A 14,029-nucleotide genomic window follows, 5' to 3' on the forward strand; every position below is an offset into this window, starting at 1 on the left:
GCCTGACTTTTAAATGGTTCGTATTCAGCCGTTAGGCTACTTGCAGATATTGATTTTCAACATACATCTTACAGTGTAGCTCAGGGTGACGAATTTCATATGACTTTTGATTCTTTAATATGGAAAATATATAACCCAATAATTTTTTCATGACAGCAACAATGCCTACCTTCTTGCTCTTACCATTCATATTTTCTTTGTAATAGTTAAGAAGTACGCTGTTTGTTGCAAGACCATTTCGTTTGCTTCTAACCGAAGCAAGAGCGACAGCGTAAAGAGCTCTTCGGCCCGTGCGTGTTCCTCTTTTAGAAATATGATTATTGGAGCCTTTGAATTTTCCGGATTCATTTACCGAAGGATCAAGTCCGAAAAATGCAACCAGCTTTTTTGATTTTGCAAAATTTTTAAAATCACCAATTTCACTTATAATTGTTATAGCAGTTACTTCACCTATACCAGGTATTGATTGAAGCAACTCAATATTTTTAAGAATATCAGTCGGTATTCTGCCACTTGAAAGCAGATTTTTGATTTCGCAGAGAAGTAAATCTATTTGAGTTTCAAAGTTCTCTATAATGCTTATATTAGCTTTCAACTTAACAAACAGACTATCTGATGATACTCCAGTGATAAGGGATTCTTTTGCGGCAGCAAACAGAAGAGCATATTTGTTTTCAGCGTATTTCATGCCTTTCCTGGAAAGTTTCAACAGAAGGTTTATGATTTCAGTTTTGTCAGCTGAAAGTATATCGTCGGGTCTTGGATACTGCTTCAATATCTGTAAAGATGATTTTGATGTAGTATCAGAAAAAATATTTAAATAGCCAGGGAAAATTATTCTTAATTCATTAGATAATTTTTTCTTGAATGTAGACTTGGTATCGGTAAGCTTGTAATATTCACGACAAAGTGATTTCAATGTATACAGCTCTTTATCAAAGTTATTGGATACCTTGATATTTTGGAATTTGCATATTTTAGCAATAGCAAGTGCATCTTGTTTATCATTTTTCACTTTTCTAATATCGAAATTTTTGTTAGAATTAGTGATAAGAGGATTGATAGTGAACACATCAAACTTATTATCATTTAAAAAGTGGAAAAGAGATATATGATACACGCCAGTGGATTCCATGAAGGAGGCAACCTTCATGTCATATTTTTCTTCCACTTTTTTTATTTCAGAAGCTAAATATTCAAATCCATCCAAAGTATGATTTATCCTGAATGATTTCCTGTATACCTCACCGTCAGGTGCCAAAATGGCAACCATTGAAAATTCTGCGGCAACATCGATTCCTACAACTGGTCTATTAATATATTTGTTCATTTCCAGTATCTCCTTATTTAATATATTGAGATAGAATTAGAGATTCCACCTTCTATCAGCAACTCTACAACCTTGTTTGTGACACGGATAATTCCCTTCGGGAAATCCAACCAGCTAAACATAGAATTTTTACTGATGGAATGATACGCTAATTTGCGGGTATGGGATACTGTGATCCTCCCAGGAGGTGTACATCTATCCTCTATTCAATAAAGATTATACTACATTTGGCAAAGTTGAATTTTCAAAAAGGAATAAATTTTATATAATATATTCAATAATCCGCCAGGATTTGAAATATATACAAAAAAATTAGTAGTTCGTAATGTTCGGGTTTTATTAGTTGAATTAAAACCATAAATTACTAACTACATTATACAAGGAGGTGTGAGTAAATGAATGTAACTAAGAATGAATTTAAGGACAGACAACTTCATACTGAGGGCTATCTGCAAAGGGCATCTGCGGAACAGAAAGAAAATGCAGAAGTGTCCAATCATTCGAGGATTGCTGAAAACAACGACACCATCACATGTATTCAGACGGATAAACTTATGGAACAGATATTACACCCGGATAACCTTAACAAGGCATACAAAAGGGTAAAGTCTAACAAAGGCGCAGGCGGTGTTGATGGGATGAGCGTGGATGAACTTCTAACGTTTCTCAAAGACAACAAAAAGCAACTTGTACAGAAGTTAATGGAAGGGAAATACAAACCCAAACCAGCCCGTAGGGTAGAAATACCAAAAGAAACAAAAGGCGAATTTCGTAAGCTGGGAGTACCAACTGTCGTTGACCGCGTATTTCAACAGGCAATAACACAGGTGCTCTCCCCAATCTATGAGGAACAGTTTAGCGGAAACAGTTATGGCTTTCGACCAAAACGAGGTGCACATGATGCACTGAAACAGTGCCAGCAGAATGTTAACGACGGATATGTATATGTGGTTGATATGGATTTGGAGAAATTCTTTGATACCGTGTGTCAGAGTAAGCTCATCGAACTGTTGTCACGAACCATCAAGGATAACAGGTTAATATCACTCATTCACAAATATCTCAACGCGGGAATAATCAGCAAAGGTATGTTCGAAAAGACAGATGTTGGTATGCCTCAGGGGGGACCATTAAGTCCACTTCTTAGCAATATCATGCTCAATGAGCTGGATAAGGAACTAAAACGCAGAGGGCACAGGTTCGTGCGCTATGCGGATGACTGCATGATATTTTGCAAAAGCAGAAAGAGTGCAGAGAGGACCTTGAATAATATCGTGCCATATATAGAGGGGAAACTCTTTCTTAAAGTAAACCGAGAGAAAACCAAAGTGTCACACATCAGCAAAGTGAAATATCTGGGGTACAGTTTCTACAGATACAAAGGAAAATGTAGACTGAGAGTACACTCTAAATCAGCAGCTAAAATGAAAGCAAAGTTGAAAGAACTCACATCAAGAAATAATGGATGGGGAAATGAGTACAGAGCAATGAAATTGACGCAGTTCATTAGAGGATGGGTGAACTATTTTGCGATGGCAGATATGAAGAAGCTGCTCATTACTACAGATGAATGGCTACGCCGGAGGCTGAGAGCGATATACTGGAAACAATGGAAGAAAGTAAAAACTAGATACCGGATGATAAATAAATTCGGGGTGCCCAAGTCTAAAGTACACCAACTGGCAAATTGCCGTAAAGGAATATGGCGCGCAGCGCTTATGCTAAATAGTGTACTTACAAACAAAGTAATAGCCAGCCTTGGAAACATTTCCATGACTGACTATTATCTGAAAGTATGTGAAAACTAGAGAACCGCCGTGTACCGAACGGTACGCACGGTGGTGTGGGAGGTCGGTAGATAAAATAATTATCTACCTCCTACCCGATGTTCGTAGTTAAGATCCAATTATGGAGCCGATATCGGTAAGCGGATATTCCCTGAAATATTTCAGCTTCAGGCTTCTGGATTCAATGAATTCCCTTATTTTGAAAAAATCCGGATGCTCTTCCAGATTTCCGTTGAAAATCACATAATCACCTATTCGTCCCGAGGTGCCGCCGAGAAATCCATATTCAAATCCTTCGAGCCTTACATGACCGGGAGATACCGTGAGCACATCAATTTCGGGATGATTCTTTCTCATGACAGAGGCTATGCCCATGTCAGAGGTTATTATGGACCTTTCATCCACAACTGCTATGCTGCAGTTAGTGTAGCCCTGAGCAACGTTTATGAGTTTAAGCCCTGAGATTCCTGCGGCCTCCAGTACGGAATCGTCTGTAAATCCTGTATTGTGGATCAGAAATCTCCCTGCCTGAACGGCATTGTAGACAGCGCTGGCAGGATACTTCATTCCCAGCGGCTTTGAGCCGAGTATGAGCCTTGGGATGTCAGGCACATTCGCAATCTGGGAGGTAATGTGCTCATATTGCTCAGGGGAAGCTATAAGGCTTTCATCGATCAGGCATACATATATATCCGGGTGATCTGCTATCTCGCTGTATACGCACCCGGTTTCTTTTATTTCTATTAAAGTTTTTCCGAGCTCCATGAGGAAACCTCTGAGCTCAGGTCCTGCTTTATGCGAAATGAATACACAGTTCATATTGTTCTCCTTCTAGGGCTGTCTTTGTTGAAGGGCCTTATATATTGTACAGAAATCATCAGTACCGGGATAGTCATTTATAAGTATAGATTTCTCATGGGCATAGCTTATCCCAGGGAAAGTCGTAATGAGGAGATCGTAAGATTTTAGATCTTTACCTGTCAATATATCCATAAATGAGAGGACGTCAATAGTAAGGAAATCTGATGACCTGCCATTAAAGAAAGCCGATATCGTTTCTGCCAGAAATCCAGCGTGGGAATTCCCGAAGTCGGATACGAGAGCAGCTCTGTAGTATTTTTTTACATCATTAAGTTCGGGACATATCAGGCACATCCAGAAAAGGACATCAGATACACGGCCGGATAAATCCAGTCCTACTTTTTCAGAAAAAAGCACGAGGCAGTTATGGGTTACCTCATATAGCTTTGGGTTCTCCCTGCTTAGAGAGAGAGAAAAATAATATATCCTGTCAAAAAGCTCAGAAGTTCTGAATGGTCGGAGTTTTGTATTGAAATATATATTTTTTAAGATATAATTCAGGTTTTTTATGGTTTCATCATCTGGATCAAAGAGTACATCCGAAAAAAATCTGTCGCAAAATGCTGAAATGGCATCAGTAACTGAGATTTTTTCTTCATCAGAGGTCCATCCGTTGAACTGGTTTGTTATATATTCGTGTATCGGATTCAGATTATGGATTCTGATATCCTGAAAATTATTTTTTATGTAGCTTAGATGCTCTGTCCGGATATTAATGTCCGAGGAATATTTTGAAATAACAGTATATCCATTCTGTTCTCGTACAAGGGATACAATATAGAACATCATGTGATAAACAACCAGGATTTCATCTTTTGAAATCCATGAAAATTCATTAGAGTCAACATTTTCAAACAGGATGGACAATATTATATTTCTTAATACGGAAAGGTCCAAATTAATATCAAATTTATTCAGATCAAATCCATACAATTCAAGCAGGAAATTCGCGCTGAAATCTCTTAGATATTGCTCGTCATCCCCGATGAAATCATATCTGTTGTTTTCGCATATTATCTTCATTCCTTTGCCGGAAAGGTAGCGGTTTATCTTCGGAAGAATACGCAGAAGCGTAGACCGGCTTGTAAAAAGCTGACTTTCATAAAATTCCATAGACATGGATGGATGAAAAAGCAGTTCCCGGATCCATTGGAGTGAAAGCGAGTCATTGAATATATCCGTAAAAACAGCTCCGGTGCTTGAAATATTCTGATTTATGAGCCGAACTCCGTTTTTCTTGGAGACTTCAATATTAAGATGGTGTCCCCAGCGTTCTCTCAGCATGGCAATATCCTTTGCAACAGTACGTTCGCTTGTTTCAATAGCAGAGCCAAGACTTGCAAAGGTGGTCCATCCATCGTTTTCGAGCAGAATCTCCAGTATACTGATCAGTCTCTGCGATGAAACATCCAGAAGCTTGCGCATATGAGCACCTCCTTCAATATTTCCATTAGGATAAATATTTTCTTAATTATATCAGATTTTGAGTTTTTCAGTCAATCGGAGCTGAACCTTATAAATGTCTCTGAAGTCATTGCAACAATTTCCTTTATATAGGAAAAAACAGGACGGATATATATATGCAGTTTTGCTACAATGGAATTAGTATATGTTTTTAATTAAAAAAGGAAAGGTAATATAACATGATAAGATTGTCAGAATTCAAAAAAAGGCAGAGGCGGCTTCTGAGCTTTATTCTTATGGTCGTCTTATTTTCAGGTTCTATACCGGTGGATTCGCTTTCAGCGTTTGCGGATTCAGCCGGACAGGACTTTTTAGTGACAGATACCAGCTTCAGAGAAAATGGTGCGATGCTGAGCTGGGAATATATCTATAATACGGGCGGAAATACTGACTTTGAGCTTGAAACGGATCTTGAGCTGGATAATGGCATGGCCGAAGGAGACCTGATCAGCCAGGATGAAAATATAAAAATAGGCTCATATAGATTATCTGCAGATGGCAGACTGTCAGTTTCTTTTGATGAAGAAATAATTGAGGGGATTGCAGGGCGGGAAAGCACAGAAATACTGATTCCAGATGTCGAAGCGCAGACCACTACTCCGTCAAGCTCTCCTGCAGAAACTGAAGAGAATTACCTGACTGGGAGCTATAAATTTACTGGGATCCTTGAAGTGCAGGGTGCAAAGGAAAAACAACCATCAGGCATTCTGGAAAATATCGCTCTGTTCGCAGGAGAGGTTTCATCAGGCCAGGATGTTACGGGTATTCTGAAGAATCTTGCAGTTAAAGTAACCCAAAGTGGGAATGAGATATCGGAAGGCGCAACGCTGAGTACAGATCCAATCATGGTCGACATATCCTTTGATGTTCCAGTGATTGGAGATACTTCGGAACCATCTGATGTTGTGAACAGGAATGATTATGCAATATTTAAAATAGAGGGTTTTGAACTTCAGGGAGGCCCCAGGACAATTGATTTAATTCATGAGGGAACCAAACTTGGAACACTGGAATTTTCATCTGTAGATGATGGTAAATCCGCTCAGGTCAAAGTAATATTTGATGGAGAAGATGCTGTTTTCAGTGGCGAGTTCAGTGAAGTCACCGCTCAGTTCAGTGCCGACCTCAAGTATGTTGGAAATGAACAGGGAACGGAAGATAAAGACTATGAAGTTACTATTTTGGATAAGATTTTTACCGTGAAGGTTCCGGCTCTGCCTGTAGAATTTTCAGGAGAAAAAACAGGTGTGAAAAATGGAACCCAGATTGACTGGAAAGTAAAAATCGACGCTACTCAGGCTGGAAAGCCTCTGAGCCTGAGCGGCTTGAAACTGTCAGATGACCTGGCTTCCGTAGGGGAGCTTGTTAGCGTATCCCCAGATGTAGATGATTTTTATTACAATACAGTCGATGAACGGGCAACGGCTGTCAAATTTGATTCTTCGCTTATAAGTCAGCAAGATTCCAGATATACATTGGAGTTTCCAGAAGATGCTGTAGCTCCTGTTTACGTATACTTCAGTACGAAAATACAGGATGATTTTGTCACAAATGGTAATAGAACAATCACAAATACGGCACAGTTATTTGATGGAAACGTGAAAAAGCTTGAGGTTTCAGGCAGTGTCCCTTTTGAGAATAAATGGATAGAAAAAGCAGCCGGAACTACTGAATATGTTATGGAAGATGGAAAACGGGTTGCATATATCACATGGTTCATTACGGTAAATCATATGGGAGCATCTCTTCCGGATGCAAGGATAATTGATGTTTTAAATGAAGATCTTATATTTGTTGAATCTCAGTGGTATGAGAAATCTGGTGAAAACTGGAGTCCTTTGGGAACTGTAAACACCACTCGGCCGGCAAAGGACAAATACTTCTATCCAAATTCTCAACTGAATAAGAATGTTCAGTTAAGGATAAAGACAAAAGTAAATCCGGATAAGAATATCGGTCATAATGCAATAACCATACCTAATGATGCCATACTAGAGTGGGGCGCCAAGGATCAACGAGTAGGAAGTGGAAGTATTAATGCAGAGATAGGAATGAATCCTGTAAGCAAGGCTGCCGGCAGCTATAATGCTGAATCCCATACAATACCATGGACTGTTACGGTTAAAGAATCCGATGTTTCTGTTGATTTAAGGGTAATGGATCTGCTGGTTTATGGCGCTAATTTTAACTATAGTGATGTAGCTAGTATAGAAAAAGATATTGGTTCTGGAAATGGACTAGAAAATATTGATAAAACAATACTAGATACAATACAAAATTCATTAACTCCTAGTCTTAGGCAAAAATACAAGCCAGGTAGTTTTTCTAGTAATCATGGGCTAAACCACACAGTATATAAACTAAAAAACAGTTCGGGAAAAGCAATTGCAGACCTCATAGTGGTTTCAGGAGATCAAAGCGGTAATGGTATAAAAGTAAGTGGAGGTACTTTGCAAAACCCTGCGTCAAAGGCTTTCAGCTTTGAGACCATCGTCACTGACCCGTCATGGTATCTTTCAAGCTCAAATAAAACGGTCACAAATACAGCGATGCTGTTCAGTGCCAACAATAAAGTAAACCATAGTGATGCATCTGTAGAAACAAAACCAAGATCTACCAGAAAAGATATGCTAAAGGCAGATGCAGGTGTAAATCCTGAATTAAATAAAAACAATGGAACTACAAATAACTCAGAAGGATTTAACTATAAAGATAAGTCGGTAACATTCAGGCTATTCATAAACCAGAATGGTGTAGATGCCACTGGAGGGATAACCACAATCGATGGTAAGACATTAGGGGATTTAACAGCTGAAGATGTATTGCCATCAGGCTGGGAATTTGCCGATATAGAAGAAAATACAAAGTTTTATCTGTTTAAAGCCTCGGGTACTCCAGGAACCATGACGGTTGGAGAGCGAATTGATTCGTATGATAGTTTTTTAAGTGCTGCGTTTTCAGATGAGAATGGATCAACACCAGCCAGGGCAACATTTAAATTTAAGGAGCTTAAAGAGCCTTATGTTATATTTGTGAAGGCGAGACCATCGGAAGACGCGTTAAATTCATATTTTAATGACAATAAGACCACAACTGTAAAAAATACCTTAAATTTAAAAAATTCACAAGAAACTGTACTGTCAGGATCAAGTCAGGAAGTTAAAGTAACAAGCCAGATTCTTGATAAGACAATGACAAAGCCTGAGGATGGAATACTGAAATGGACGCTTTCCTACAGACCTTACGATGTTTTTACAAATGCTAAGGTTTTAGACGAATACAGGCTCATAGATACTATTCCTGAAGGGCTTGAGCTGTACAGAGATTCACAGGGAAATCTGGATTTCTCGGAAGGAAACTTTGTCGTAACTGAGATGATACTGACACCATCAGGATATTCGGTTTCAGGTCCTGCATTCACAGACCAGCAGCTGCGTGATGCCATAAGCTACGAAAATTTAGGCAGAAGCCTCATATTTGAAGTACCTGACAAAAATAAGGCGTACAGATTTGAGTACAGGACTATGATAACTGCCGGATCAGGAAGCAACCTTACAAATAAGGTCATCCTGGAGGGGGCAAGCCTGAATGCGGTGAACACTTCAAAATCCTACACGGTGGCATCTCTTGATGCAAGCGCTACAATGACCAGAAACGGCTGGATAGAGATCCAGAAAGTGGACCAGAGCGGGGCTTCGCTCAAAGGTGCAGTATTCACTGTTTTCAGGGCAGACAAATTACTTGCACTCAGAACGGGAAGCACTGATTCAAATGGAAAGCTTGTACTGAGAGGACTTCCTGCAGGCAGCTACATCCTTAAGGAGACCAAGGCCCCGGAAGGCTATACACTTTCAGACAGAGAATACGAAATTAATGTAAGCAAGGAATCGGGCACAGTAATAACAAGGATAGATGAAAAGACTGGCACTGACAGCAACAAAATCAGAGTCACAAACTATGCAGGTGGAACCTCGGGTAATCTTTCTGTATCCAAAACAGTTTCCGGAAATGACGGAGATGCTGAAAAAGAATTTGGTTTCAAGCTAAGCATTGCGGGGATATCTGGAGCAAGAGATTTTATCAGGACGGATTCAGATGGAAATATATCATATGGCTCTGTAACATTCAGTGGTGGACATGCAAGCTTTTCACTAAAGCATGATGAGAAGATTACAATTATGGGATTGCCTAAGGATGCAAGCTACAATCTGGAAGAAAATGATTATGCAGCCGATGGATATGAAACGAAGCTTGCTGCAGATGCTAATCATTTGCAGGATGGAAGATCATATGCCGGCAAGATTTCATCTGAAACAACTCATGAGATAGCATTTACGAACATAAAGAACACTTATGGAGACCTGCTGATAAACAAAGCCGTTGCAGGAAATGCGGGAGATGTTAAAAAGGGATTCAATTTCATCCTGAAATTTGAGAACCCGTCTTATGGATCATATCTGTATGATGGACTTGGTGGAAAATCAGATGGCACAATTGTTTTGGATTCTGAAGGCAAAGCGGCATTTACACTGAGGCATGGAGAATCCATAAGGATAAAAGATCTGCCAAAAGGATTGAGCTACTCCATAGAAGAACAGATAGACGTCGAAGACATATATGATGTTTCGATAGACGGAGAAGATTCAAATAAAATAGCAGGGACTGTTCAGGATGAAACTGAAAAAATGGTTTCGTTTGTAAACTCAAAAAGCACATTCGGAAACCTGCTAGTGAGAAAGTCTGTAACAGGAAATCTTGGTGAGCTTGACAGACCTTTCAGCTTCAATCTTCAGATGGGAGCACTGGAAGTTAAAGCTTATGAGTTTGAGCTGCTAAATGATGAAAATGAGACTGTCGAAACAGGGATCATGACATTTGACGATGATTACAAAGCCACATTCACACTAAGGCATGGAGAATCACTCAAGATTAAAGGACTTCCAAATAAAGTGACTTACAGTCTGACCGAGAAAAGTGAAGAAGGCTATGTAACCACAACGACTGGAAATGAGAATGGATTAATAGTTGGTCTGAGCACTCCGGAAGTAGTATTTACAAATACCAGAGAAACCCACGGAACTCTTGTGATTGAGAAATCTGTTACCGGAAACGGAGGAGACAGATCAAGAGAATTCAATTTTAGTCTGAAGGTCCAAGAGCTTGAGGACGGAGAATATGAGGCTGAAGTCGTGGATACGACATCAGGAATTCTGAATAATATAAAGCTTGATTTTAAGGATGGGCATGCGATTTTCAAATTAAAGCATGGCGAAAGGCTTTCCATAAATCTGCCAAAAGCCCTGGCATATTCTGTCACTGAAGATGATTATCGTTTATATGGGTATACTACACAATTAAGCGGCGACAGCTCGGGAACAGTGGAAGTGAATGAAGCTTTAAAAGTAGTATTTACTAACAACCGTAATGTTTCAGGCGGAGGCGGTGGAGGCGGGAATCCCCCAACTGAGCCAGAACCGCCGGAAATTACACCTGAAATACCAGTTACACCAGAGCCGCCGGTAGAATTGCCAGAGATTCCAGCGGTACCTGAGCCTCCGACAGTTCAGCCGGAGACACCTCAGATTCCAGAATTCATAATACCGCCTGCACCAGCGGATGGACCTGACAAGTTCATTCTTATAAATGAGAACGGGGTTGAAAGAGGAATCTACAGCAGAGTAAAGACACCAGACGGCGAGTATATCTATATTGACGAATACGGATCGCCGCTTGGATCACCAGGCATACCGCAAACTGGGGATGAGAGCCATAGCGGGATGTGGATGCTTCTGATGGCGGCCTGCCTGGCAGGATCGGGATTGCTCATGAGGCCCGCAAGAAAAAAATCCGAGCAATGATGAGACATAAAAACCTGCGAAGCTATTCTGCACTGCTTTTACTTTTCCTGGCAGGATTCTGCGGATTCAATCTGATTTCAGACTGGAAGGAGGGCAGAGCAGCTGAGCAGGCCTTTTTAGAAATATCCGCACAGTACCATGAACTGAAGGCAGAAAGCCGGGAAGGCGGGAGCACTGAAAATCCCGGCTCATCTGCCCAAAGAGCAGTGGAGTCACTCATGATTCAGAATGAAGACATGTTTGGCTGGATCGATGTAGAAGGTACGGGGATAGAATATCCGGTAATGTTTACGCCTGATGATCCTGAGTATTATCTTCGCAGGGATTTCAGCAGAGAATATTCCATGTCAGGGACACCTTTTATTGATGGAAGGACTTCTGAAAAAACCGATAACTATATTGTCTATGGCCACAACATGAAAAATGGAAGCATGTTTTCTGAACTCACTCGTTACAGCGAGGAAGCCTATATGAGGGAGCATCCTTGGATCACGCTGACCACCAGCAGTGGAGAAATAAAGTATCAGGTCATTGCCGCCTTCTATTCAAATGTGTATATGGACAGAAATGATTTTACGTGGTTTAATTATCTTATACTGAAGGATAAAGAGGTGTTTTACGAGTTTACAGAAAGAATCTCTGAGGCATCACTGTATCCCATGACGGCAAATCCGGTCTATGGAGACCGGTTCATAACTCTGGTGACCTGCTCATATCATGACTATGATGGACGATTTGTAGTCATAGGCAGGGAAATGGAAAACAGAGATGATCCAAATGAAATCAGATTGAATTGATTAGGTTGCGCCTGGAGGTTGAAATGAGGCTTCTTCACATTGATAATGATGAAATTTTTTCCGCAAAGATAAAGAAAATCGTAGAGGACAATGATGTTGTTTATATATCCAGCGATTCATATGAAAAGGCTGGCGAGATAATCACAGGGATAAAGATTGATCTGGTCATAATAACTGAGCAGATGGATGGGATTTCCTGCAAGGCCTTCATCGAAAAGCTGAAGCTGGAAAAGAGCACGCTTACGCCGGTCATTGTAATATCTGAAGATCACTCTGACGAAAAAAAATCTGTTTATTTTGATATGGGGATAATGTCATACCTTACAAAAGCGCCTTTCAGCGACAAGCGGTTTGCAAAATACATTCAGACGATAAAAAACGATCTCAGCCTCATAGATGAGCTGAAGTATCTGCGGATAGCAGTCGTGGATGACAGCAGCTTCTCGCTCGGAATGATAAAGAATTTCTTCGATATGTACGATATCAAGGATGTCGATTACTATCAGAATTCCAGCGATTTCATGGCGGCAGAGAAGAATTATGACATATATATAGTAGATTATGTAATGCCGGGTTTTGACGGAGAAGATCTGATCTACAATATAAGAGAAGAAAATCTTGATTCCATAATAATACTCGTTACAGGGCAGGAAAGCCAGAAGATAATAACGCACTCACTCAATATCGGGGCGGATGACTTTATATTCAAGCCGCTTGACGCAAAGCTGTTCATGCTGAGGATAATATCATGCCTCAAGCAGTACAAGCTGAACAGGGAGAATCTGCACAAGAGCAGCCTCCTTTACAATATGGCTACCCGTGACACTCTTACGGGTCTGTGCAATCGAAATCATTTCATGGAGCTTTATGAAAAAAAGGCTGCAGAATCAGCAAGAAGCGGCGAGCCGATGTCAGTGATACTCATGGATATCGACCACTTCAAACTCATTAATGACCAGTATGGGCATCTAAGGGGAGATTATGTGCTCAGGGAGATTGCGGACATCCTCACAAGAAACCTCAGGATATCGGATACGATATGCAGATGGGGAGGCGAGGAATTCCTTATCATGTGTCCGCATACGGATAGTGAAAAAGCCCTTATTGTAGCGGAGAAGCTCAGGGATGAGATAGAGAGACATGAATTTGAAAGCGTAGGCAGAATCACCTCAAGCTTTGGAGTGACGCAGTGGCAGGAGGATGACAATCATGAAAAGATATTCAGAAGGGCGGATAATTCGCTTTATCTCGCAAAGCTCACAGGCAGGAACAAGGTAGTATTCGATGAGGAGATAGCCATAATGCATAACGGCGGACCGTCGAATATAGAATGGGGACCTTTCTTCAGTAGCGGAAACATACAGGTGGATCTGGACCATCACGAGCTCATAACCATATCAAATGAGATCATAAGAAACTGCCTCGTTGAGGGCAGAGAGAATTATACTAAGGCACTTTTTGACAAGCTCATATCCGACACTCAGAGACACTTCAAAAATGAGGAGGATATACTTGCCGAGCTTGACTATGAAGAGCTTGAAGAGCACAGGAACAGACATGAACAGTTCCTTGAAAAGGCTCTGGCCATGCAGGATAGTTTTAAACGTGGCGATTTGAGGCCGGTTGACGTAGCCAAGTATCTTGTTCAGGACATGATAGTTGGACACATTGTAAAGCATGATTTCGACTTCTTCAGTATATTTAAAAGCAGCAGATAAAATAAGATAATTCGGCTCCGGAGCATGAAACCTCCGGAGTTTTTTCATGCAAACATTACAAAAAGACGATTTTCCTGCAAAAAACAGAATTTAACAAAAAAACGTTTTTTTACAAAGAAAATCAAAAACTGTTTGCCGTGCAAAAACAACCCTGATATAGTTTATAGTTTAACAATACAAAACGAGGTCTCAGGTGCAAAGATTTATGCACCTG

7 protein-coding genes are annotated in these 14,029 nt (G+C 40.4%); 4 read left to right on the top strand and 3 right to left on the bottom strand.

What is annotated here, in order from left to right; translation table 11 throughout:
* Positions 1–31: 31 nt before the first annotated feature.
* Entirely contained in the window at positions 32–1,330 is a 1,299-nt protein-coding gene (locus AC4PGZ_RS00760) for an IS110 family RNA-guided transposase (protein WP_492157849.1), read from the bottom strand.
* A gap of 395 nt (positions 1,331–1,725) precedes the next feature.
* On the opposite strand from AC4PGZ_RS00760, the gene ltrA reads away from it, so the two are divergent.
* Positions 1,726–3,138: a group II intron reverse transcriptase/maturase gene (ltrA, locus tag AC4PGZ_RS00765; RefSeq protein WP_492159189.1), complete on the top strand. Its 1,413-nt coding sequence runs from the start codon at positions 1,726–1,728 to the stop codon at positions 3,136–3,138.
* 87 nt (positions 3,139–3,225) lie between these two features.
* Here the strand turns inward: ltrA and AC4PGZ_RS00770 are convergent, their stop codons facing one another.
* Positions 3,226–3,936, bottom strand: a complete 711-nt coding sequence (locus AC4PGZ_RS00770) for a DUF6873 family GME fold protein (protein ID WP_492159190.1) — start codon at positions 3,934–3,936, stop codon at positions 3,226–3,228.
* A gap of 12 nt (positions 3,937–3,948) precedes the next feature.
* Positions 3,949–5,403 (bottom strand): AcpB/EbpR/MafR family transcriptional regulator, encoded by a 1,455-nt coding sequence (locus tag AC4PGZ_RS00775; protein WP_492159191.1) that lies wholly within the window; start codon positions 5,401–5,403, stop codon positions 3,949–3,951.
* Between the two features lie 218 nt (positions 5,404–5,621).
* Here AC4PGZ_RS00775 and AC4PGZ_RS00780 point away from each other — a divergent pair, with 218 nt between their 5' ends.
* Genes AC4PGZ_RS00780 through AC4PGZ_RS00790 form a run of 3 tightly spaced genes read left to right on the top strand, consistent with a single transcriptional unit; the run spans position 5,622 to position 13,815 of the window.
* Positions 5,622–11,300 (top strand): DUF7601 domain-containing protein, encoded by a 5,679-nt coding sequence (locus AC4PGZ_RS00780; RefSeq protein WP_492159192.1) that lies wholly within the window; start codon positions 5,622–5,624, stop codon positions 11,298–11,300.
* A complete protein-coding gene (locus AC4PGZ_RS00785) occupies positions 11,297–12,097 on the top strand; it encodes a class B sortase (RefSeq protein ID WP_492159193.1) in 801 nt (266 codons plus the stop codon). The genes AC4PGZ_RS00780 and AC4PGZ_RS00785 overlap by 4 nt, the downstream gene beginning before the upstream one ends.
* A gap of 23 nt (positions 12,098–12,120) precedes the next feature.
* Entirely contained in the window at positions 12,121–13,815 is a 1,695-nt protein-coding gene (locus AC4PGZ_RS00790) for a diguanylate cyclase (RefSeq protein ID WP_492159194.1), read from the top strand.
* The last annotated feature ends 214 nt before the right edge of the window (positions 13,816–14,029 follow it).

Source organism: Proteocatella sp. QWL-06 (assembly GCF_058684135.1).